Raw genomic sequence first — 23,233 nt, forward strand, 5'->3', positions numbered from 1 at the left:
TCCCTGCCTACTCTCGAGTAGTCTGCTCGGCGTTCACGGTAGGCGATGCCGCCGACCGCCTGTGCGGACCCGTGCCGATGCTGCGAAATTGGGTATCGGGCCGCCGGTCCAACACCTCCAGGAGGCTAGTCGCCGATGACGACGAGCGAGTTCGCACCGACCGACGAATCGGTGATCGACACCTCGCGGCCCGTGCTGCGTGCGCGGGCGCCGCTGCGGATTTCTTTCGCGGGTGGCGGTACTGACGTGGCGCCCTTTCCGCAGCGTGAGGGTGGTGCGGTGCTGTCCGCCACCATCTCCAGCTTCGCCTACGCCACGCTGCGCCCGCGCCTGGACGGTCAGATCACTGTGCAGTCCCTCGACTTCGGCACCTCGATCGGTTTTGCGGTCGACGGACCGGTGGAGTACGACGGCGAGCTGGATCTGCCGAAGGCGGCCATCTCCCGGATCAAGGACATGGGCGGGGCGATGCCGACCGGGGGATTCGACCTGTTCCTGCACACCCAGGCACCGCCGGGTTCGGGGTTGGGCTCCTCCAGTGCGGTCATGGTCGCGGTCATCGGGCTGGTCGCCCAACATTGCGGGGTCGACCTGACCCCGTACGAGATCGCCGAGCTGGCCTACCGCCTCGAGCGGGAGGATCTGGCGATCCCCGGCGGATCGCAGGATCAGTACGCAGCGGCATTCGGGGGTTTCAACTACATCGAGTTCCGGCCCGACCAGGTGGTCGTGAACCCGTTGCGGGTGCGCGACGCGACCGTGCACGAGCTGGAACACAACATGCTGCTGGCGTTCACCGGTGCGACCCGGGCCAGTGATCACATCATCGCCGACCAGCGCAGCCGGTACGAGACCGGCAATCGTGAGGCGGTGGAGGGTTTGCGTGCCCAGAAAGAACTGGCCGAGCGGATGAAGGTCGCACTGGTGCGCGGCGAGGTGGACCATTTCGGCCGGCTGCTGGGTGAGGCGTGGACCCAGAAACGCAAGATGTCCGCACGGATCAGCACCCCGCTCATCGACGATGCTGTCGCTGCGGCACTGGACTGCGGTGCGCTGGGCGGGAAGGTGACGGGTGCCGGCGGGGGTGGGCATCTGATTTTCGTGTGCGAGTTCGAACGCAAGCACATCGTTGCGGACACCCTGCTGGGGATGGGTCTGACGCTTTCGGAGATCACCTTCAGCAGGGAGGGGGTGACGACATGGCGCGCGCAGAAATAGGCAGGGGTCAGCCGGGCAGGCAGCAGATGGACGACGGATCGGTCCCCGTGCACGGCTCATCGCGGTTAGGCCCACCCACCCATCCGTTGCACGAGGCCACCGCCGGACAGGTCGCGGACGAAGTGACCGCCCGGCTGAGGGCGGGGGTGGATTCGTGGGCAGTTCTGGCGCGTGCGTTGGGTGACGCCGACCTGCAGCGGGCGGTGAGCTGCGCCGGTACGGCACTGGTGCAGGCGCTGGTTGACGGGGGCACCCTGCTGATTGCCGGCAACGGCGGAAGTGCAGCCATTGCCAGCCACATCGCCGCGGAGTTCATCGGTAAGTGCGTGCATGACCGTGAACCGCTTCCGGCGATCAACCTCGCCGAATCGCTGTCATCGGTAACCGCGGTGGGCAACGACTACGGCTTCGATCAGGTCTTCCGGCGCGGTGTCGCCGCTCATGCCAGACCCGGCGATGTACTCCTCGCGATGAGTACGAGCGGCAGTAGTCCGAACGTCCTGGCGGCGTTGGAACTGGCCCGTGAACGCGGCGTACTCACCGTTGCGTTGACCGGGGCGCACGGCCACGCGATGAGTGGAAGCGCCGATCACGTGCTGGCTGTTCCATCGGTTCAGACGCCCCGGATTCAGGAAGTTCACCTGTTGTGGGCGCATGCGTGGTGCGAAGCGGTCGACCACCTGGCCAACCCGCATCTCGCGTCGAGCTGAGGATTGTCCGCAAAGTCGTCAGTCATGTGATGAACATCGCATTTTTCCTGCTACTCTCCGGTAAGTTTGCCCTTGTCCCCACCCCCTGCCCCGGAGGTTGCCGTGCGGAAGTCCGCCATCGTCATTGGTTTTGGAGCATTTTTCCTGACCCTGGCGTTGCTCCTGAAGTTCTACGCCTACGACAAGCTGACGGTGATCCCCGCCGACACCAACGTGCAGCAGGTGCTCAGCGATCCGAACGCCAAGTTCTTCGACGCTGACACACTCAGTCCGAAGCAGGGCAAGGTCTCCACCATCCAGACGGTGGTGGCCGACAAGAAGGGATCCGAAGCCCAGGGCGGCAACTCCATCGTCCTGAACATCAACCAGGTCACCGACAACAACAACCAGGCTCCGCCGATCGACGCGTTCAGCTCGCACCTCGGTCTGAACCGGCACACCGGCCTGCCGCTCGACTGCTGCGACGACAGCATGACCCGGCTACAGGGCACCAAGGTGGTGACGAAACCGGTCCAGCATCAGGGATACACGATCAAATTCCCGTTCGGGGCCGGCAAGGGGAGTTACGACTACTGGGACAACACCCTGCAGAAGTCGATGACGATGAAGTACGTCGGCACCGACACGATCGAGGGCCTCGCGGTCAACAGGTACGAGGGGTCGGTCCCCGACACCAAATACACCCAGCAGGCGCTGCCCGGCGTGCTCTTCGGTGGCGCGAAGACCAGCCCCGGTGTGCTGGCCGACCGCTCCTACAAGAACGACCGCACGATCTGGGCCGAGCCGACGACCGGTGCCTTTATCAAGGTTGCCGAACACCAGGTCATCACATTGACCGACCCGGCGACGGGCAAGACCGTTATCGGTATCGACACCAACCAGGTGATGAACGACGCCACCGTCAAGAAGAACGTCGACGAGTACAAGGGCAAGGCCAGCCAGCTGAAGCTGCTCCAGCTGATGCCCTGGGTGCTCGGCATCCTGGGTCTGCTGCTGATCATCGCCGGGATCGCGATCCTCTTGGTGAGCGGGCGTAACGGTGGCGGTCAGCACGGCGATGGCGCCCATCAGGGCGGATCGACTCCCGTCGATGACGGCGATGACTTTGCGCGAGCCTGACACCGCCCCGATGCGGGTTGTCGTCACGGGTGGCGCCGGATTCCTCGGCTCCCATCTGTGCGAGACCCTGATCGGCCAGGGTGCCGAGGTGGTCGCGGTTGACAACCTGTGCACCGGGCGCGCCGCCAACGTGCAGCACCTGCACGGCTCTGGCCGTTTCACCCTGCTCAGTCAGGACGTGAGCCTGGACCTGCAGGTCGATGGCCCCGTCGATCTGATCCTGCACTTCGCGAGTCCGGCGTCACCGATCGACTACCTGCGAATGCCGATCGAGACGCTGTTGGTGGGCTCCCAGGGCACCCGGCACGCGCTGGAACTGGCAAAGGACAAGGGTGCGCGGCTGGTGCTCGCCTCCACGTCGGAGGTCTACGGCGACCCGCTGGTGCACCCTCAGCGCGAGGACTACTGGGGCAACGTCAACCCGGTCGGGCCACGCGGGGTCTACGACGAGGCGAAGCGGTTCGCGGAGGCGTTGACGCTCGCGTACCGCCAGACCCACGGTGTCGACACCGGGATCGTCCGGATCTTCAATACGTTCGGACCCCGGATGCGTCCCGACGACGGTCGCGCGATACCCAACTTCATGCGGCAGTCCCTCGCCGGTGAACCGGTCACCGTGTCCGGTGACGGGTTGCAGACCCGGTCCATCTGTTATGTCGACGATCTGGTCGCCGGCGTTCTGGCGATGGGTCGCAGCGACCACCCGGGACCCATCAACATCGGCAACCCGCATGAGATCTCGATGCTGGACCTCGCCCACTGGGTCGTGAAGCTCGCGGACTCGCCATCACCCGTGGTGCATATTGAGCGACCGATCGACGACCCGACGGTGCGTCGCCCGGACACCTCGCTGGCGCAGGAGGTACTGAACTGGGCACCGCAGGTCATGATCGAGGACGCCCTGATGCGGACGCTGGCATGGTTCAGCGGGCACACCGACTCCACGCCCCCACTGACCGCAGCGGCCACCCAGGAGATCTTGGCCGGTCCGTAACCGCACGTCCGTAAGTTCCCCCACCCCAAGTCTCCCGACACTCGCGGTGCAATCCGACACTCGACCGGCGAGTGGGTATCGGCAGGGTGGCCGCACTCAGTCGAACGTACTGCGGAGGTAACCCGCCGGGACGGTTCCGTCCACAGCGAGTGCCACCGCAGCGCGGGCCGCGACCGGCCCCACCAGATTGCCCGAGCCGCTGTATCCACCGCACGCCACGACCCCGTCGTCGACTTCGATGCAGAGCGCCCGTCGGTCGGCCGTGTAGCCGACCGAGGCAGCCCACCGGTGGGTGATCTGCACCGGTTGCCCCGCAACCCGTGACGCGGCCCGCTCGATCCAGCGCTGCACCTGTTCGGTCGGCTGGTCGTCGAGAGATTCTTCCGCTGCGGCGAAGCGATCACGGCCACCGCCGATCAGCAGCCGCCCCGCCGGATCCTGCTGGGCCCACTCGAAATCGTCGCGGTAGCTCACGCCACACGACAGTCTCCCGACCGCGATCGGAGCCGTTGTGAGCATCTGCAACCGCACCGTGCGTACCAGCTCCGCAAGTTGCGGAAGCAGCACATCGAGTCTGCCGTCCACCGCCACCACGATCACCGGCGCGCGCACAACACCGTCGCGGGTGGTGACCGCACCGGCCCGCACATCGGTCACGGGGGAGTGTTCGTACAACCGCACCGAGCGTGGCAGCGCCGCCGCCACCTGGAACGCCCGACGTACCGGGTTCACCGAGGCCGTGTCCGGGTTGAAATACCCCTGGCCCAGCTCGCCCTCGTAGTCCTGGACGGCGATACCGATCGACGCCAGCGCATCGCGTTCCGCGCGCAGGTGATCCAGGTAGACCGCTGCATCCCGGGCGTGACCGTCATACATGGGTGCGCCCGGGAGACCCGCCAGTGAGAGCGACCCCGTCCGCCGCACGACGGAGGGGCCGAGACGGTCCAGGAGTCGTTCGAGCTCAGCACGTGTTGCCAGATACAACTGCTCGCGCGATTCCAGCGGGACGGTTGAGCCTGCCTCGAAAGAAGCCAACCCCATCGCGCCACCACACGACAGGAAGCCGCCGTTGCGTCCCGCCGCCCCACCCGCAATGCGGTGCGCATCGATCCCCACGACGGCGAGCCCGCGAGCGGCAAGGTCCTCAGCGGCCGCCAGCCCGCTACCGCCCAGGCCGATGACACAGGCATCTGCGTGCACGGTGCCGGTCAGTGGTGCCCGGCTTTCCCAGGCCGGCAGCTGCGGATCGTCATCCCATCCGGGTCGGCCGAGTCCCGCGAGCGAGGTGATCGAGCCGTGCGTCATGCGTTCCTCCGGTGGTCCTCGTAGCGGCGGGCGAGAAAGATCGCCGTTCCCGGCAGAATTCTGCCCCGAGTCGGGCTCCACCCGCCCCATACGTCGGTGTTCGACTCCGGCCACTCCGGCTCGATGAGACGTTCGAGCACCAGGCCGGCTTCGGTCAGCTCGCGCACCCTGTCGCCGAGGGTGCGGTGGTGTTCGGCGTACAGCGCCCTGCCCGACCGGTCGTATTCGGCGTACGGCGTCCGGTCGAAGTACGAGCGGTCGGCGCGTAGACCCTCCGGCCCCGGGGTGTCAGGGAACGCCCATCGGATGGGGTGGGTCGTGGAGAAAGCAAAGCGCCCGCCCGGGCGCAACACGCGCGCCGCTTCGTGCATCACCGCCCGTGAGTCCGCGACAAACGGCACGACCCCGTATGCGGTGAAGACAAGATCAAAGGATGCCGACGCGAACGGAAGGCCTGTCCCGTCGCACTGCACCAGCGGCAGGGGGCTGTGATGGCGCCCGTTCAGCGTCCGTGCCGTGTTCAGCATCCCGCTGGACAGATCACTGGCGACGACCCGCACCCCCTGGGCGGCGACCCATCGTGCCCCTTGGGCGGCACCGGCCCCTATCTCCAGGACGTCCAGCCCGGCGAGCGAGCCCGGGTCACCGAACACCCGCAGATCCTCCTCGCGGCAGCCCTCGGGGCCCCACACCAGGTCGGTGTCACCCAGGAACTCACCATGCTCGAGGTAGTACTGGGCGGCCTGATCGTCCCACCACCGCCGGTTGGCGCGGGTGTGACCGTGCCCGTGCACCCGGCGTTGACGAGGTGACAACTGGTCGTCATGAGCAGCACCGTTTTGACCGTCCTGCCCGGCACTCGATAAGATGTTCGAGCGCATGACTGTGCTGTGCACTTCCTCTCTCGCTGATTGCTCGAGTCGTCCTCCGGACACGTTCTCGGAGTTCATTCGGTCCTCTCTGGAGAGGTCGGCATCCGGCTCACTCATGGCGATCTGATTTCACTGTTCGGCTTCCGCATATTCCTACTGTCACCCACCTAAGGTTTCCTACTACATGACTGCCACCACCGCCTCACCGATCGCGATCAACGACATCGGATCGGAAGAGGATTTGCTCGCCGCGATCGACGCGACGATCAAGCACTTCAATGACGGAGACATCGTCGAGGGTGTCATCGTCAAGGTCGACCGGGACGAGGTCCTGCTCGACATCGGCTACAAGACCGAGGGTGTGATCCCCTCTCGCGAGTTGTCCATCAAGCACGATGTGGACCCCGGCGAAGTCGTCTCCGTAGGCGATCAGATCGAGGCCCTTGTCCTCCAGAAGGAGGACAAGGAAGGCCGCCTGATCCTGTCCAAGAAGCGCGCGCAGTACGAGCGGGCATGGGGCACGATCGAGAAGATCAAGGAAGAGGACGGCGTCGTCACCGGTACGGTGATCGAGGTCGTCAAGGGTGGTCTGATCATGGACATCGGGCTGCGCGGCTTCCTGCCGGCGTCGCTGGTCGAAATGCGTCGGGTCCGCGATCTGCAGCCGTACGTCGGCAAAGAGATCGAAGCCAAGATCATCGAGTTGGACAAGAACCGCAACAACGTGGTGCTGTCCCGCCGTGCATGGCTCGAGCAGACCCAGTCCGAGGTGCGGTCCTCCTTCCTCAAGGAGCTGCAGAAGGGCCAGGTCCGCTCCGGCGTCGTCTCCAGCATCGTCAACTTCGGTGCGTTCGTCGACCTCGGCGGGGTCGATGGCCTGGTCCACGTCTCCGAGTTGTCCTGGAAGCACATCGACCACCCGAGTGAGGTTGTCGAGGTCGGTCAGGAAGTCACCGTCGAGGTGCTCGACGTCGACATGGACCGCGAGCGCGTCTCGCTGTCGTTGAAGGCGACGCAGGAAGACCCGTGGCAGCACTTCGCCCGGACCCACTCGATCGGTCAGATCGTGCCGGGCAAGGTCACCAAGCTGGTTCCGTTCGGTGCGTTCGTGCGCGTCGAAGACGGCATCGAGGGTCTGGTGCACATCTCCGAGCTCGCCGAGCGTCACGTGGAGTTCCCCGAGCAGGTCGTCACCGTGGGCCGCGACGTCTTCGTCAAGGTCATCGACATCGACCTGGAGCGTCGCCGCATCTCGCTGTCGCTCAAGCAGGCCAACGACGCCGGTGCCGGCGCCGCCGAGTTCGACCCGACGCTGTACGGCATGGCGGCGGAGTACGACGAGGCGGGCAACTACAAGTACCCGGAGGGCTTCGACCCGGAGACCAACGAGTGGCTCGAAGGCTTCGACACCCAGCGCGAGAAGTGGGAGTTGCAGTACGCCGAGGCGCACGCTCGTTTCGAGGCCCACCAGGCCCAGATCGAGCAGGCCCGTAAGGACGATGCGGACGCTGCTGCGGGTGCGGCAACCTCCACGTCGTACTCCTCGGACAGCGCGGATGACCGTGGCGACGACCACGGCGATGACGCCGGCTCCTCCTCATCCAGCAGCAGCACCCCGGCCCCGGCCGAGGGCACGCTGGCTTCGGATGAGGCCCTGGCGGCACTGCGCGAGAAGTTGACCGGTAACTGACCCAGTCAGTAACCCCGAAGGGCCCCGGCGTTTATTCGCCGGGGCCCTTTTCGTTATCGATTCGTACCGAACTTCACCCGTTGGTCATCGATATGTCGGTTACTGTTCGATTCGTGGTCATCTGGTCAACGAAGACTGTCCGACTGTGACAGACGTAGCGGTTCGTCCCGCGCCTCCCGCCCCGGTGGGTGATCCGCCGCGCCGTCGTGGCCGTCCTATAGGGGAGTGGTGGCTCGCCGGCCTCCTGCTGCTGCCCAATCTCGTGCTGCTGACGATCTTCACCTACCGCCCGCTGATCGATAACTTCCGGCTGTCCTTCACCAGCTGGAACATCGCGGCCCCCGTCGCTAAGTACATCGGGTTTGCCAACTACACGCGGTGGTGGCACGACCCGAACTCCCACCAGGTGCTGATCAACACTGCGATCTTCACAGTGGCTACCGTCGGTGTCTCGATGATCCTCGGACTGGGTCTGGCGATGTTGCTGGACCAGAAGCTGCGCGGGCGAAATGTAGTGCGCTCGGTGCTCTTCGCGCCGTTCGTGATCTCCGGTGCGGCAGTCGGCATTGCCTTCCAGTTCGTCTTCGACCCGAACTTCGGCTTGATCCGTGACCTGCTGCACCGAGTCGGCCTGAGTACTCCGGACTTCTATCAGCAACCGCACTGGGCGCTGTTCATGGTCACGGTGACCTATATATGGAAGAACCTGGGCTACACCTTCGTCATCTACCTGGCCGCGTTGCAGGGCCGACGGGCGGATCTGGACGAAGCGGCCGAGATCGACGGTGCGTCGCCGTGGCGGCGGTTCTCCAAAGTGCTGTTACCCCAGTTGCGGCCCACGACCTACTTCCTGTCGATCACCGTGTTGCTGAACTCGGTGCAGGTGTTCGACATCATCTACACGATGACCCGCGGCGGGCCTCAGTTGTATGGCACCTCGACGTTGGTATTCCAGGTCTACCAGGAGACGTTCAAGAACAGTCAGGCCGGTTACGGTGCGACGATAGCAACGATCATGTTCGCCATTTTGCTGGTGGTCACGCTGGTACAGGTGCGGCTGATGGACAAGGGACGCCAGTCATGACGGTACTGATGAAGCCCGAGAAGAAGAACCAGGGCGGCAAGCAGGCGCACAACGTCGAGGCAATGAGCCATGGTGGTCGCGGATCGAAAGCATTCGCCTACGCCGCGATGGTGCTGGCGTTCCTCATCGTTGCGGTGCCGTTGTTCTGGATTGTGGTGACATCGTTCAAGGAACGGCCTGACATCTTCACCCAGCCGGCGGAGTGGTGGCCGAAGCGCGCCACCGGTGACGGTTATCACACCGCGCTTTTCGGCATCCCATTCAGCAGCTACCTCAAAAATTCACTGATCATCACTGCCATTTTGTCGATCACGAAGATCATCCTCGGCGTTATATCGGCCTATGCGTTGTCGCTGCTGCGCTTCCCAGGTCGGAATCTGGTATTCATCGTGGTGATCGCGGCGCTGATGGTGCCCAACCAGATCACGGTGATCTCCAACTATGCGCTGGTCAGCCAACTCGGCTGGTTGAACACGTATCAAGGCATCATCATCCCGCTCGCGGGAGTTGCTTTCGGTACGTTCCTGATGCGCAACCAGTTCCTGTCGATACCCACCGAGATCATCGAAGCCGCTCGGCTGGATGGCGCCGGGCCGCTGAAGCTGCTCTGGCGGGTCGCCCTGCCGATGTCCTGGCCGACCCTGGTGGCGTTCTCCATCATCACCATCGTCACCGAATGGAACGAATACCTCTGGCCGTTCCTGATCTCCGAGGATTCCCGCACCGCTACCCTCCCGATCGGCTTGACCTTCCTGCAGCAGAATGACGGCATTACCAACTGGGGACCGGTGATGGCGGCCACCGTGCTGACCATGCTGCCGATGCTGCTCATTTTCCTCGTCCTTCAACGTCAAATGATCAAAGGTCTGACCGCCGGTGCGGTCAAGGGCTGATCGCACTTCAATGAAAAGGAACTGACTGACATGACTGACATCAATCGCCGCGGACTCCTGACCGCAGCCGGTGGAATTGCCGTTGCGGCCGGTCTCTCGGCATGCGCTGGATCCGGTGGCAGCACCAGCCCGAAGAGCGGTGGCGGCAGCGGAGGTGGCGGCGGCGGTACCAACCAGATCGAGTTCTGGAGCAACCACCCCGCCACGTCCAAGCCAACTGAGCAGAAGCTCATTGCCGGTTTCGAGAAGGCGAACCCCGGCTTGAAGGTCAAGCTGGTCGATGCCGGCAAAAACTATGAGGAGGTCGGCCAGAAGTTCAACGCTGCCCTCGGCGGCGGCAACCAACCGGATGTCGTCGTTGTCTCCGACGTCACCTGGTTCAACTTCGCTCTCAACAAGCGGCTGGCTGACGTCGCGACCCTGTTGACGAGCAACGGCCTGAAGTCCGACGACTACGTCGACTCGCTCTATGCGGACTACAACTTCCAGGGCACCGAGCACTACGCGCTGCCCTACGCGCGCTCGACCCCGCTCTTCTACTACAACAAGGATGTCTGGAAGAAGGCCGGCCTGCCCGACCGTGGCCCCAAGGACTGGGACGAGATGACATCCTGGTGCCCCGCACTTCAGAAGGCTCTCGGTTCGGGCAAGGCGCCGATCATCCTGGACGACGGCTCGGATTACCTCGACTGGACCTTCCAGTGCATTGCCTGGTCCTACGGCGGCGGTTACTCCGACAAGTGGACGCCCACCTTCTCCAAGGCCGGCACGGTAAAGGCCGGAAAGGTGCTGCAGGGCTGGGCGAAGAACAAGTACCTCAAGACGTCCGCGGACTCCCAGAGCGACTTCTCAGCAGGACTCGGTGCGGTGCTCCTGGAATCCACCGGTGACATCTCCGGTATCCAGAAAGACGGCAAGTTCGAGTTCGGAGTGGCATTCGTGCCCGCACCGAACGGCATCAAGACCTGCCCGACAGGTGGGGCCGGTCTGGCGATTCCACAGGGCATTTCCGATGCTCGCAAGAAGAACGCGATCAAGTTCGCCGAGTTCATGACCAACGCCCAGAGCACCATTACCTTCAGCCAGGCGACCGGGTACATGCCTGTCCGTAAATCGGCTCTGGAAGACCCGGCTGAGAAGGCCTACCTGGCCAAAGACCCCAAGTACGCCCTTGCGGTCAAGCAGTTGCCGCAGACCCGCCCGCAGGCTTACGCGCGGGTGTTCGTGCCCGGTGGCGGCGCGAAGATCGGGCAGGCACTGGACAAGATCGTCGCGGGCGCCGACGTTGAATCCACCTTCAAGGGTCTGGACTCGTTGATCACGACGACCTACAACACCCAAGTCAAGCCCCTGCTGAAGTCCTGATCAGATGGCCAGCGTCTATTTCGACGAAGCAGTCCGGCTGCACAAAGGCAATGAGCGGCCCTCGGTCGATGCGTTGACCCTGGACATCCAGGACGGGGAATTCCTCGTCCTGGTGGGGCCCTCGGGGTGTGGCAAGTCCACCACCCTGCGGATGCTCGCCGGTCTCGAACCGGTGGATGGCGGACGCATCCTGATCAACGGTCACGATCAGGCCGGCGTCCGTCCCCGCGATCGCGACATCGCGATGGTGTTCCAGAGCTACGCGCTGTACCCGAACATGTCGACGGGCGACAATATGGGTTTCGCGCTGCGTAATGCAGGCGTGAGTAAGAGCGAGACTGCGGCGCGCGTGCTCGAGGCGGCAAAGATTCTCGAGCTGGACGAGATGCTGGACCGCAAACCTGGCCAGATGTCTGGTGGGCAACGACAGCGGGTGGCGATGGGTCGCGCGATCGTGCGTGACCCGAAGGTGTTCTGTATGGACGAGCCGCTGTCCAACCTGGACGCCAAATTGCGGGTCTCCACCCGAGCTCAGATCGCTGCGCTGCAGCGTCGGCTCGGTGTGACCACCGTCTACGTGACCCACGACCAGGTGGAGGCCATGACCATGGGCCACCGGGTTGCAGTGCTCAAGGACGGCGTCCTGCAGCAGGTGGCGACACCCGATGAGTTGTACTCCGAGCCGGTCAACACGTTCGTCGCCGGGTTCATCGGATCTCCGTCGATCAACCTGGTGGAGTGCGACGTGCGGGAGGGGTTCGCCGACGTCTATGGGATTTCAACACCTCTGGACCGAAACATGCTCGGTGATCGCAGCGCAGTGGATATCGGTATTCGCCCCGAGTCGTGGTCGCTGGCCGGTAATGACACCAGCAATGCGCTGGAGCTCGTGGTCGACATCGTGGAGTCACTCGGTTCGGAGTCGTTCGTCTACGGCCACCCGGCACACGACACGAAGGCCCGGGCGGTGAGCACGCAGGACCATGAAGAAGGCGATGCTGCGAAGGTCGGCAACGTCGTCGGCCCGAGTGTCACCGTGCGGCTCGGACCGGGCTTCCGGCCCTCGGTCGGGGACCGGCTTCAGGTAGTGACCCGACCGGAGGGGATGCTGCTGTTCGACAGCGCGAGTGGGCAACGGTTGACCTCCCATGGCACACCCAGTGGTCCGACGCCGACGAACCAGTCGACGGGCGCCACCCGGGTCTGATCCGGCGCGGTTCCCGCAGTCATGGCGGGCACCCTGCTCAGCCTCGGCCGAGCAGGGTGCCTCCATTGACCTGCAGGATCTGGCCGGTCGTCCATCCCGCGTCCGGATCCGCGAGGTAGGCCACGGCCGCAGCGATTTCCTGCGGCGTGCCCGCTCGCCCCATCGGGATCGGTGCGATCCGGTCGGCGACGATATCCGGGTCGGTTGCGATCCGCGTGCGCCAGAAGTCGGTATCCGGCACAAAACCAGGGGCGACCACATTGACGGTTATCCCGTCGCGAGCGAGGCGCCCCGACATCCACAGGGCCCATGCGTCGATCGCTGCTTTCGCGCCGCCGTAGGAGCTGCTTCCACGAAGCGCGGCAATTGAGCTCATCGCCACGATGCGCCCACCGGGCCGGACGAAATGGGCCAGCAGGGCTTCGGTGAGGAGCACTGTCGGCAACACGTTGCCGTCGAAGTCGGCCCGCCAGTTGGCTGCAACCTGGTGCAGATCTCCCTTAGCCAGGCCGAAGTTGCCCCCGGCATTCGCGACGAGCACGTCGATCGGTGCGCCTTTGACAATGGTGTCTGCCAGCTGTTGCACCGCGTCCGGGTCCATCAGGTCACCTGTCAAGGTCGTCACCATGCTCCGTGGATCCTCGCTCCGCAGGGCCTCGGCTGCCTTTTCGAGGGGCTGCTCGCGCCGACCGATGAGGATGAGCTCAGGGTGCTCGGACAGGAAGCGCGTCGCGACTGCACGTCCGATCCCGGTGCCACCGCCGGTCACAATGATTCGTCTGGTCATATCTGCCATTGAATCAGCGTGACCTCGGGCCCGGATACGCTGCGGGCGTGCTGAGAGTGGGACTGACCGGAGGCATCGGATCGGGTAAGTCGGCAGTTGCTGCGCTGTTGGCCGGATGCGGTGCGGTAGTGGTCGACGCGGACCTGATCGCCCGGGAGGTCGTCAAGCCGGGCACTGCCGGTCTGCGTCAGGTCGCGGATCGTTTCGGCTCCGGCGTGCTGAGCGCGGACGGATCGTTGGACCGGCCGGCACTCGGAGCGATCGTCTTCGCCGACACCGCCGCCCGGCGCGATCTGGAGGCGATCACCCACCCACTCATCGGTGCCCGGACGCTGGAGTTGATCGAAGCGGCCGGTCCAGCCGCCGTCGTCATCCACGACCAGCCGCTGCTGGTCGAGATGGGTCTGTCGGCGATCAACCACCTCAACATTGTCGTGAGCGCGCCCGTCGATGTCAGGGTGGCGCGTGTTGCCCAGAACCGGGGGATGAGCGAGGCCGATGCCCGTTCCCGCATCGCCGCACAGGCCGATGACAACGCGAGACGTGCAATAGCCGATGTCTGGCTCGACAACGACAGCGCCCACGCGGATCTGGCCCAGCGGGTGGTTCGGCTCTGGGGAGAGCGGCTGCTGCCCTTCGACGAAAATCTACGCGCCGATCGACGCGTGCGCCGTGACACGTCGATCCCTGTCGCACTGGTCGAGCATGACGCTGCATGGGCCGATCAGGCGGTGCGGATCATGGCGAGGGTGCGTTACCAGCTCGACGCGGCTCAGGTGGCCTATGCCGGGATCGACCACATCGGTTCGACAGCCGTGCCCGGGTTGATGGCCGAGGGCGTCATCGACCTGCAGTTGCGTCTGCCACGCCTGGATGCGCCGGGCGCAGAATTTGCGGCTGCGCTGCGGGCAGCCGGCGTGGTGGGTCTGCAACCTCTCCAAGACCATCCGCACGCGTGGGCTCCGGACCAGGCCGACTGGCAGAAGCTGTTTGCCGGGGGTGCGGACCCCGAGGTCCTGCTGCACCTGCACATCCGTGCGGAGGGATCGCCCGGTGCGCAGGCTGCGCTGTACTTCCGGGACTGCCTGCGCGCGGTCCCGGTCGAGCGGTCCGCCTACGCTGCGCTGAAGACATCCGTGGCGCAGCAGTATTCGTCGGCGGACTACCCGGAGGCCAAAGAACCCTGGCTCGCAGAGGCATTCCCCAGGGCTCGCGCGTGGGCAATGTCCTCGGGATGGACATCGCCCTGAGCGCCGCCGCCGAGGTGTCACCTTCGGAGGGTGTTCGAGCTCCCGGACCCTCCGAAGGTGACACCTCGGGCATGACAGGTTGATGGCATAGCCTGTCTATGTGGAGATGGGTCGGCGTCGCCGGATGCTGGTGCTCGGAATCTGCTGCATGAGCCTTTTCGTCGTCGGTATTGACGTCACCGCGGTCAACCTCGCGTTACCTTCGATCAGTCGTGATCTGCACGCGTCGTTCGCACAGCTGCAGTGGGTGCTGGACGCGTACACGTTGGTGCTCGCCAGCCTGCTGATGCTGTCGGGGTCGGTCGCTGACCGGATAGGGCGCCGCAAGGTGTTCCAGGCCGGACTCATCCTCTTCGGGCTCGGCTCCCTGCTCTGTTCGGTATCGGTGAGCGCCCCGATGCTGATCGGCGCGCGAGGGCTGCAGGCGGTCGGGGGTTCGATGCTGAACCCCGTCGCTATGTCGATCATCGTCAATACATTCACCACACCACGCGAGCGCGCCCAGGCCATCGGTGTATGGGGTGGTGTGGTCGGGCTGAGCATGGCGCTCGGGCCGGTGGTCGGCGGCGCGCTGGTCGACGCAGTGAGCTGGAAGGCCATCTTCTGGATCAACGTGCCCATCGTGATCCTCGCGGCGGCGCTGGCGGCGCGGTTCATCCCAGAATCCAAAGCACCCCACCCGCGGGAGCTGGATCCGATCGGGCAGGTGCTGGTCGTCGGTCTGCTCGCCAGCCTCGTCTACGGGATCATCGAGGGTCGCGGGCTGGGCTGGACCTCGGCGACAGTGATCGGCTGTGGACTGGTCGCGGTGGCCTGCACCGTTGCGATCGCCGTGGTGGAGCCGAAGCGGGCCCAACCACTGATCGATTTCGGATTTTTCCGCAGTGTCTCCTTCTCCGGTGCCGTCGTATGCGCCATCGTCGGGTTTGCCGGCCTCGGCGGATTCCTGTTCGTCAACACGCTCTACCTGCAGCAGGTACGAGGGCTGTCCCCGCTGGATGCCGGCCTGATGACATTGCCGATGGCCGGGATGATCGCCGTGTGCGCGCCCATCTCGGGCAAGGTGGTGGCGCACATCGGACCGCGCATACCGATGGTGATCGCCGGGGTGGGTTTCTCGGCCAGTGCCCTGATCCTGATCGCTCTTCGCAGCGACACGTCACTGGTGGTCCTCGCCGTGTCGTATGCGCTGTTCGGCGCCGGATTCGGTTTCCTGAACGCACCGATCACCAATTCAGCGGTCTCGGGGATGCCACGTGAGCAGGCAGGGGTTGCCGCGGCCATCGCCTCCACCAGTCGCCAGATCGGATCTGCGCTCGGTGTTGCCGTGTTCGGTGCGCTGGTCTCTTCCAGGTTGACCGGTCCGGTGAAGATGTCGCTGGCCACAGCAAGTCACGCGGGCTGGTGGGTGATGGCCGGCTGCGGCGTCGTGCTGCTGGGAATGGCCTTCGTGACTACCGGCCAACGGGCGCGACGCACCGCCTATGAACCCTCGACTGCCTGATCGCCCCGCTGCTACCGACTCGCCGATCGAGTGTCGGGAAACTGGGGAGGGGGCTCAGGCTGCTCCGTAGCCGATCACACCGGTCGCGTTCAGGTCGGATTCTCTGACTGAAATCGTCTGTATGCCGATTCCGGCGTTTTGATTACCGCCGACAGTGGTGATCCGGTTTCCTCTGGTGCTGACCACGAGATTCGTGTGCTGCCCCCACGAGCCACCGTCGTAGATCACGATGTCAGCCGGTTGCGGGCGGTAGCCGTCACCGACCGGGTGGAAGCGTCCGGTCGTGGTCAGGTAGGACTGCAGTGTCAGGACGCCTGGGATCCGCCACGATCCGGAGTTGGGGTTGCTCATCGGGTACCCCGCCTTGCGCACGACCCAACTGACGAAATCGGCGCACCACTCCTCTTCGACGCCCTGCGAGTACCGGGTCGGCGCACCGGGCGTCTGCCACTCGGTGCGCGCCACGGCGAGGATCGATTTCTGCCGGGCGCTCAGGCCGGCGGACAGACCGGGGAACTCTCCCCGCCCGGGATTCAGCCGCTGCCAGCCGAGATAGCCGGCAACCCCGAAGATGAGGACGACCACCATGGCGGACGCGCTGAGGGCAAGGCATCGACCGGCGCTGCGCTGTGCGGGAACGGCCATCGGCGCAGCATACGTTCCGGATCTTTGTGGGCCCGGTACAGCTGCTGCCCGATCAGTCGAGGTGAGCCGATCCGGGTGGCGAGAACGGCGCGAGCGCACCGACGTACTCCTTGGCGATGGGTTGCGCGAGCTCACCGTGCGATGCAGGACGTAGCGTCAGCCGAATCAGCGCTTCAGCCATCGCCGTGGCGGCACCGACGCCGTCGATGACAGGAACCCCGAGAGCCGCGGTCAGGCGCGCGGGCAGCCACGCCATTCCCGCGCAACCCAGGACTATCGAATCCGAGCCGTCAACGCGCAACGCGTTCTGCGAGCTGCTGAGCACGCGCTGAAACGTCTGCTCGCGGTCCGCGTCGAGCGATAGGACCTCCATCTCGCAGGCCCACACGCCTGCGCACTGCCGCTCCAGGCCGTAGGTACGGGCCAGCGAGCGGGCCCGGCCGATCGTGCGCGCCAGGGAGGTCACCACGGAGAAGGAGTTGCCGAGCAGGGTGGCCGTCTTCATGGCGACCTCGGCGATGCCGAGCACCGGGACGGTGGCCAGTTCACGGGCAGCCTCCAGACCGGGGTCGCCGAAACACGCAATGACGAACGCATCGGCAGTCGGGTCGGCAGTGATCGCCTGCAGCAGACCCGGCACGCTCAGCGCTTCGTCGTAATGACCTTCGATCGAGGGTGGACCCATTGACGAGGTCACCCCGAGCACCTCGGCCCGGGCGACGGCATCGCGGGCGCTGGTCATCATCGCCCGCGTCATTGCCACCGTGGTGTTCGGATTGATCAGCACGATGCGGGCACGCCGGGTGTTGTCGCCCGGCCGATCCGACCTGCCGGAGCCGTAGGACGGTAGCCCATCGACAACGCTCACGGTGCGTAGTCTTCGGCAGGTTCCGGCGCCGTCGGAGGAGCTGTCCAGGTGTCCAGCGCAGTAGTGAGGCGCTTATGATGCTCCTCGCCGGCCGCCCGCAACGCCGACGCATCGCGGGCGATGAAAGCCGCAAGCATCTGTTCGTGATCCCGCCGCAATTCCTGCTGGGTGTCGGCGTCCACCCGGCTCATCGCCTGTGCCGGTTCCGTGAGGTTCCACGCAGTCTTCAGCATGCTCAACAACCGCGGCATCCTGCACGGGTGCAACAGCGCGAGGTGGAACTGTCTGCTGGTGCGCTGAAATCCGCGGGAGTCGTGGGAGTCGACCGCGCTCGTCAATTCCTCATGGATGCGCTGCGCATGAGCGTCATCGTCGGGGGTCGCGTGCCGCACGGCAGCCTCAATGGCAGCCGCCTCCAATGAGCCGCGTACGACGTAGAGCTCGTGCAGCTCAGCCTCGGACAATCTAGTAACCAGGAAGCCGAAGCGCGGCTGGTGGGTGATCAACCCTTCGCCGATGAGTGTCTTCAGCGCCTCGCGCACCGGGATGCGGCTCAGACTGAAGAGGGCGGCGACATCGTCGACAGGTACCGGCGTATCCGGTGCGATCCGGCCCGAGGCGATCACCCGGCGCAACTCACGCAGCACGTCCGGTCCGCTCGGCGGGCCGTCGGGAGGACGCAGGAGACTCAGAAATGCTGCTTTCGAGGGCGGCATGGCCATTGGTGTGCACCCTTCAGGCCGATGAGGAATCGGATGAACTTGACCAGACCGATGATGCCGTAGACCGCGGTCGTTGTCCCGTGATGTGCCGGCCTGTTACCTGTTGCTTACCCCTGATGCGGCGAGGACGGCGTCCCGACGTCTGTCCATCCTGCCGATGACCGGGCTCGCGGCGATTCCGTGCACGGCCACCGACAACACGATGGTGAAGGCGACGATCGACCAGAGGCTCTCGGCTGCGGGGAAATTGTGATGCCCGGTTGCATACGCGAGGTAATAGATGCTGCCTACCCCCCGTACCCCGAAGAAGGCCGTCACGAGACGTTCACGTGGTCCGAGCAGCGGTTTCTGGTTGAAATCGCCGCCCCGCCTGCCCCACAGTGCGACCCACGCGGTGATCGGTCGCACGACAAAGATCAGCAGAACCGCCAACCCGGCTCCGCGCCAGCTCAGCGAGGCCAACAACCCGTTGGTCAACGCCGCACCGAGCAGGAGCAACAGCATGAGCGTGAACAACCGCTCCAAGCGCTCGATCACCCCGTGCATCGCCTCGTGATACTGATGGCCCCGGTCGCTGCTGCGCAGGGTGACCGCGCAGACGAACACCGACAGGAAGCCCCAGCCCTGCAGGAGCTCACCGACGCCGTACGCGATCAACGGAGCAGCCACGATCAGCAGCGGGTCGCCGAGTCGCGCCACCTGGAACGATTCGCGAATCCGGAAGGCGACCAACGACAGCATCCGACCGATGACCCAGCCGGCGGCGATCCCGATCAGGGTCTTGCCGATGACCTCCCACGCCAGCCACCGTGCCCACCACTGTGCCACCGGACCCACTGTCAGTAGGAAGATCGCTGCGTAGACGAAGGGGAATGCAGCACCGTCGTTGAGGCCGGCCTCGGACGTCAGCGCGAACCGCACCTCGTCCCGTTCGTCGATGTCCTCCGGTTGGGTGCCGTCATGAGCAAGGGTCGTCGGACCCGCCACCTGGACGTCTGCGGCCAGGACCGGGTCGGTCGGCGCGAGGACGGCGGCCAGGAGCAGCGCCGCGGCTGGGACCAGACCGAGCAGGACATGACCCAGGAATGCGCTGACTGCGATTGCCAGCGGCATCCCGATGAACAGCAGCCGCCAGGTCGAAGCCCAGCGTCGCCAGCTCGAGCGCAGGTGCGTGAGCGGTCGGTCAAGCGCGAGGCCCACCCCGGTCAGTGCCACCAGAATCGTCACGGCGCTGAACTGTTCGGTCAGACGGGGATGTTCCATGGGGTTCAGGGTCAGGCCCCTCGGAAACGGCAGCAGGCCAACAGCTGCGCCGGCGCAGACCAGGATGAGGGGCGCCGAAACGGCTCGCTCGTCGGTGAACGCCGGCAGCAGGACGCCCAGCAGGAGCGCGACCCCGAAAATCAGGTAGACCACGGGGATGAGCACGGCCCATCCTCGCAGGCGAGCCGTGTCGCAGGCGTTGTCGGTACCCCGACGTACGGTTGAGCCATGCGCCCCATCACTGACCTGAAGCGTCGCGTAGCGCCGTTCGAGGTCATCTCCGAGTTCACACCGAGTGGCGACCAGCCGACCGCAATCGCCGACCTGACCAGACGGGTCAAAGCGGGGGAGCAGGACGTGGTGCTGCTGGGCGCGACCGGCACCGGTAAGTCCGCGACAACGGCCTGGATGATCGAGCAGGTGCAGCGGCCGACCCTGGTCATGGCCCCCAACAAGACGCTCGCTGCCCAACTTGCCAACGAATTTCGTGAGCTGTTGCCCAACAACGCGGTCGAGTACTTCGTCTCCTATTACGACTACTACCAGCCTGAGGCGTACATAGCGCAGACCGACACCTACATCGAGAAGGACTCCTCGGTCAACGAAGAGGTCGAGCGGTTGCGGCACAGCGCGACCAACTCGCTGCTCACCCGCCGCGACGCGATCGTGGTCGCCTCGGTGTCGTGTATCTACGGTCTGGGCACGCCCCAGGAGTACGTCGACCGGATGGCTCGGCTACGCGTCGGGCAGGCGCAGGACCGCGACGACCTACTGCGCCGTTTCGTGCAGATGCAGTACACCCGCAACGACCTGGCCTTCACCCGTGGCACATTCCGGGTGCGCGGTGACACCGTGGAGATCATCCCGGTGTACGAGGAGCTGGCAATCCGTATCGAGTTCTTCGGCGACGAGATCGAGCGGATCTACACGCTGCACCCGCTGACCGGGGAGGTGGTGCGCGAGGAGGAGGAGATGTACGTCTTCCCGGCATCGCACTATGTGGCCGGTCCGGAGCGGATGGAGCGGGCCATCAACAGCATCGAGGCAGAACTGGAGGCGCAGCTGGCTTCGTTCGAGAAGCAGGGCAAGCTGTTGGAGGCCCAACGGTTACGGATGCGCACCACCTACGACATCGAGATGATGCGCCAGATCGGGTCGTGCTCCGGCATCGAGAACTACTCCCGCCATATCGACGGCCGAGGTCCGGGCACGGCACCGAACTGTCTGCTCGATTACTTCCCCGAGGATTTCCTGCTGGTCATCGACGAGTCGCACCAGACGGTGCCGCAGATCGGCGCGATGTACGAGGGCGACATGTCGCGCAAACGTCAGCTGGTCGATCACGGCTTCCGGCTGCCCAGCGCCATGGACAACCGGCCACTGAAATGGGAGGAGTTCCTGGAACGAACCGGCCAGACCGTTTATCTGTCCGCGACTCCCGGCAACTACGAGGTAGCCAAAGCCGACGGCGTGGTGGAGCAGGTCATCCGGCCGACAGGTCTGATCGACCCGGAGATCGTCCTGAAGCCCACGAAGGGGCAGATCGACGATCTCGTGCACGAGATCCGCGGACGAACCGCCAAGAACGAGCGGGTCCTGGTCACGACCCTGACCAAGAAGATGGCCGAGGATCTGACGGACTACCTGCTCGAGAAGGACATCCGGGTGCGCTATCTGCACTCCGAGGTCGACACGTTGCGTCGGGTGGAGTTGCTGCGCGAATTGCGGCTTGGCGAGTACGACGTACTGGTCGGCATCAACCTGCTGCGCGAGGGCCTGGACCTGCCCGAGGTGTCACTTGTCAGCATTCTGGACGCCGACAAGGAAGGCTTCCTGCGGTCCGCGCGCTCGCTGATCCAGACGATCGGGCGTGCCGCTCGCAACGTCTCCGGCGAGGTCCACATGTACGCCGACAAGGTCACTCCGTCGATGCGCGAGGCGATCGATGAGACGGGCCGACGACGGGAGAAGCAAGTTGCCTACAACAAGGCGGCAGGTGTCGATCCCCAACCGTTGCGCAAGAAGATCGCCGACATCACCGATCTGCTGCAACGCGAGGATGCGGACACCGACGCATTGATGGGCAGTGGACGCGTGCAGTCACGTGGAAAGACCGCGAAGGGCGGTAAGCGCGGCGCAGCGGGCCGCGCCGATACCGGTACGAGCGGTCCCAAGATCACCGGGGTTCCGGCCGGTGAACTGGCGATGTTGATCCAGGACCTCACTGATCAGATGCACCTGGCCGCGACCGACCTGCATTTCGAATTGGCTGCCAGGCTGCGAGACGAACTAGGTGATCTCAAGAAGGAGTTGCGGCAGATGACGGCCGCTACCAGCTGACCCACCCATCCAGAGGTCAGGAATCGAAGCCGAGCCCGGCTCTGTCCAGGGCCCGCAGCCAGAGGTTTCGTCTGCCGTCATTGCGGTCCGCTGCGGCCAGCGCCATCCGGGTGGCCTGGATGCCGACGAATGCTGCCGGCTCGGGCGGAAAGGGCAGCGGCTTCCTACGTACCATCTCCAGTTCGGTGAGCTCGGTCTTGGTACCGCTCAACAGGTCGAGCATGACCTCTGCGCCGAATCGGGTCGCTCCGACCCCTAGGCCGGTGTAACCGACGGCGTAGGAGACCCGCCCGTCGTACGCCGTACCGAAGAAGGCAAAGAAGCGGGTGCACGTGTCGATTGCGCCGCCCCAGCGGTGGCTGAATTCCAATCCCTGCAGTTGTGGGAACGTGTCGAAGAACTGCTGCGCCAGCAGTTCATACGTCTCGAACCGGTGGTCGTACTCCGGGCGCACCTGGCGGCCGAAGTGGTAGACCGCGTCATAGCCGCCCCACAGGATGCGATGATCCGCGGTCATCCGGTAGTAGTGGAACTGGTTGGCGGCATCGTCGAGGCCCTCCTGGCCGCTCCATCCGACAGCCTCCAGTTGCGCGTCGGTCAGCGGCTCCGTCATCAGCACATAGTCGTAGACAGGCACCGTATGCAGTCGGACCCGTTTGACCAGGGCGGGGAACGCATTGGTGCCGAGCGCGACGTGGGCAGCGCTGACGGTAGGGCCACGTTCGGACTGCAGCACGATCCGGTCGCCGTCCTTGGACAGACCGTTGATCTTGGTGTGCTCCACGATGCGCACCCCGAGGTCCTCGGCAGCCCGCGCGAGTCCCCAGGCCAGTTTGGCCGGATCGAGCAGGGCGACGTCGCCGTGCTCGAGGTACCCGGCCAGGTAGGTGGGGGAATGCACGCGTGATCGCACGGCTTCCTGATCCAGGAATCCCGGCCCGGCGTTGCGTAGCTCTTCGACCTGGTAGTTCTCGGTCGCGACGGTGAGGGAATCGCTCATCCGGAAGTCACAATCGATTCCATAACGTTCGACGGCAGCTGCGATCTGCTCGAGATTTGCTGCGCCGAGTCGGTCGAGGGTGTCGATCTCATCGGGGAAACGTTGCTCGCCATTATCGCGTCCGTGGGTCAGGCTCGCGGAGCAGAACCCACCGTTGCGACCGGTCGCGGCCCAGCCGATGCGGTCGCCCTCGATGAGTACGACATCGCGTTCGGGGTCGCGTTCCTTGGCGATCAGGGCCGTCCACAGACCGGAGAAACCGCCGCCGACAATGGCCAGGTCGCACTGGGTATCTACCGACAAGGAGGACCGCGCGTCAGGTCGGTCGGGGGTATCCAGCCAATACGAGATCGTGCGTGCCTCGCGCCAGTTGCCGAGATTCGTCGCGTCGGTCATC

20 protein-coding genes are annotated in these 23,233 nt (G+C 65.0%); 12 read left to right on the top strand and 8 right to left on the bottom strand.

The genetic code is table 11. The features are described from left to right. The first annotated feature begins 135 nt into the window (after positions 1-135). The 4 genes from V3G39_10785 (at position 136) to V3G39_10800 (ending at position 4,041) form a co-directional block, all read left to right on the top strand. Positions 136-1,218: a GHMP kinase gene (locus V3G39_10785; protein XAS75155.1), complete on the top strand. Its 1,083-nt coding sequence runs from the start codon at positions 136-138 to the stop codon at positions 1,216-1,218. Continuing rightward, positions 1,200-1,928, top strand: coding sequence for an SIS domain-containing protein (locus V3G39_10790; GenBank protein ID XAS75156.1), 729 nt, complete (start codon positions 1,200-1,202; stop codon positions 1,926-1,928). Before V3G39_10785 ends, V3G39_10790 begins: the two co-directional genes overlap by 19 nt. Positions 1,929-2,030: 102 nt before the next feature. Beyond that, complete coding sequence (locus V3G39_10795; GenBank protein XAS75157.1) at positions 2,031-3,047, top strand: DUF3068 domain-containing protein; 1,017 nt, start codon at positions 2,031-2,033, stop codon at positions 3,045-3,047. Between the two features lie 10 nt (positions 3,048-3,057). Next, positions 3,058-4,041: a UDP-glucuronic acid decarboxylase family protein gene (locus tag V3G39_10800; protein XAS78218.1), complete on the top strand. Its 984-nt coding sequence runs from the start codon at positions 3,058-3,060 to the stop codon at positions 4,039-4,041. Positions 4,042-4,137: 96 nt separating this feature from the next. On the opposite strand, the gene V3G39_10805 is transcribed toward V3G39_10800, so the two are convergent. Together V3G39_10805 and V3G39_10810 are read right to left on the bottom strand one after the other, a co-directional pair. Continuing rightward, complete coding sequence (locus V3G39_10805; GenBank protein ID XAS75158.1) at positions 4,138-5,346, bottom strand: FAD-dependent oxidoreductase; 1,209 nt, start codon at positions 5,344-5,346, stop codon at positions 4,138-4,140. After that, positions 5,343-6,227 (bottom strand): class I SAM-dependent methyltransferase, encoded by an 885-nt coding sequence (locus V3G39_10810; protein ID XAS75159.1) that lies wholly within the window; start codon positions 6,225-6,227, stop codon positions 5,343-5,345. Before V3G39_10810 ends, V3G39_10805 begins: the two co-directional genes overlap by 4 nt. Before the next feature lie 175 nt (positions 6,228-6,402). Here V3G39_10810 and rpsA point away from each other — a divergent pair, with 175 nt between their 5' ends. The 5 genes from rpsA to V3G39_10835 all read left to right on the top strand — a co-directional run bounded on the left by rpsA (position 6,403) and on the right by V3G39_10835 (position 12,457). Beyond that, entirely contained in the window at positions 6,403-7,908 is a 1,506-nt protein-coding gene (rpsA, locus tag V3G39_10815) for a 30S ribosomal protein S1 (protein ID XAS75160.1), read from the top strand. A 145-nt stretch (positions 7,909-8,053) separates the two neighbouring features. Then, positions 8,054-8,992 carry a sugar ABC transporter permease gene (locus V3G39_10820; protein ID XAS75161.1) on the top strand — a complete coding sequence of 313 codons (939 nt, stop codon included), beginning with the start codon at positions 8,054-8,056 and terminating at the stop codon, positions 8,990-8,992. After that, positions 8,989-9,885, top strand: coding sequence for a carbohydrate ABC transporter permease (locus tag V3G39_10825; GenBank protein ID XAS75162.1), 897 nt, complete (start codon positions 8,989-8,991; stop codon positions 9,883-9,885). Before V3G39_10820 ends, V3G39_10825 begins: the two co-directional genes overlap by 4 nt. 30 nt (positions 9,886-9,915) lie before the next feature. Continuing rightward, complete coding sequence (locus V3G39_10830) at positions 9,916-11,250, top strand: ABC transporter substrate-binding protein (protein XAS75163.1); 1,335 nt, start codon at positions 9,916-9,918, stop codon at positions 11,248-11,250. 4 nt (positions 11,251-11,254) lie between these two features. Beyond that, positions 11,255-12,457, top strand: a complete 1,203-nt coding sequence (locus V3G39_10835; protein ID XAS75164.1) for an ATP-binding cassette domain-containing protein — start codon at positions 11,255-11,257, stop codon at positions 12,455-12,457. 37 nt (positions 12,458-12,494) lie between these two features. Here the strand turns inward: V3G39_10835 and V3G39_10840 are convergent, their stop codons facing one another. Next, the gene (locus V3G39_10840) at positions 12,495-13,244 is read right to left on the bottom strand and encodes an SDR family oxidoreductase (GenBank protein XAS75165.1); all 750 of its coding nucleotides are present in this window, start codon (positions 13,242-13,244) and stop codon (positions 12,495-12,497) included. Positions 13,245-13,291: 47 nt separating this feature from the next. Here V3G39_10840 and coaE point away from each other — a divergent pair, with 47 nt between their 5' ends. Next, positions 13,292-14,494 (top strand): dephospho-CoA kinase, encoded by a 1,203-nt coding sequence (gene coaE, locus V3G39_10845; protein XAS75166.1) that lies wholly within the window; start codon positions 13,292-13,294, stop codon positions 14,492-14,494. A 106-nt stretch (positions 14,495-14,600) separates the two neighbouring features. Next, entirely contained in the window at positions 14,601-15,998 is a 1,398-nt protein-coding gene (locus tag V3G39_10850) for an MFS transporter (protein ID XAS78219.1), read from the top strand. 54 nt (positions 15,999-16,052) lie between these two features. On the opposite strand, the gene V3G39_10855 is transcribed toward V3G39_10850, so the two are convergent. From V3G39_10855 to V3G39_10870, 4 genes are all read right to left on the bottom strand, one after another. Beyond that, a complete protein-coding gene (locus tag V3G39_10855; protein ID XAS75167.1) occupies positions 16,053-16,643 on the bottom strand; it encodes a CHAP domain-containing protein in 591 nt (196 codons plus the stop codon). Between the two features lie 52 nt (positions 16,644-16,695). Next, positions 16,696-17,511: an aspartate/glutamate racemase family protein gene (locus V3G39_10860; GenBank protein XAS75168.1), complete on the bottom strand. Its 816-nt coding sequence runs from the start codon at positions 17,509-17,511 to the stop codon at positions 16,696-16,698. Further along, the gene (locus tag V3G39_10865) at positions 17,508-18,233 is read right to left on the bottom strand and encodes a GntR family transcriptional regulator (protein XAS75169.1); all 726 of its coding nucleotides are present in this window, start codon (positions 18,231-18,233) and stop codon (positions 17,508-17,510) included. Before V3G39_10865 ends, V3G39_10860 begins: the two co-directional genes overlap by 4 nt. Positions 18,234-18,329: 96 nt before the next feature. Next, positions 18,330-19,661 carry a cation:proton antiporter gene (locus V3G39_10870; GenBank protein ID XAS75170.1) on the bottom strand — a complete coding sequence of 444 codons (1,332 nt, stop codon included), beginning with the start codon at positions 19,659-19,661 and terminating at the stop codon, positions 18,330-18,332. Between the two features lie 63 nt (positions 19,662-19,724). Between V3G39_10870 and uvrB the strand changes: the two genes are divergently transcribed. After that, positions 19,725-21,836 (top strand): excinuclease ABC subunit UvrB, encoded by a 2,112-nt coding sequence (gene uvrB / locus V3G39_10875; protein ID XAS75171.1) that lies wholly within the window; start codon positions 19,725-19,727, stop codon positions 21,834-21,836. A 16-nt stretch (positions 21,837-21,852) separates the two neighbouring features. On the opposite strand, the gene V3G39_10880 is transcribed toward uvrB, so the two are convergent. Then, positions 21,853-23,232 (bottom strand): FAD-dependent oxidoreductase, encoded by a 1,380-nt coding sequence (locus tag V3G39_10880; GenBank protein XAS75172.1) that lies wholly within the window; start codon positions 23,230-23,232, stop codon positions 21,853-21,855. Position 23,233 lies beyond the last annotated feature (1 nt).

The organism is Dermatophilaceae bacterium Sec6.4 (genome assembly GCA_039636865.1).
Lineage (GTDB): Bacteria > Actinomycetota > Actinomycetes > Actinomycetales > Dermatophilaceae > Allobranchiibius.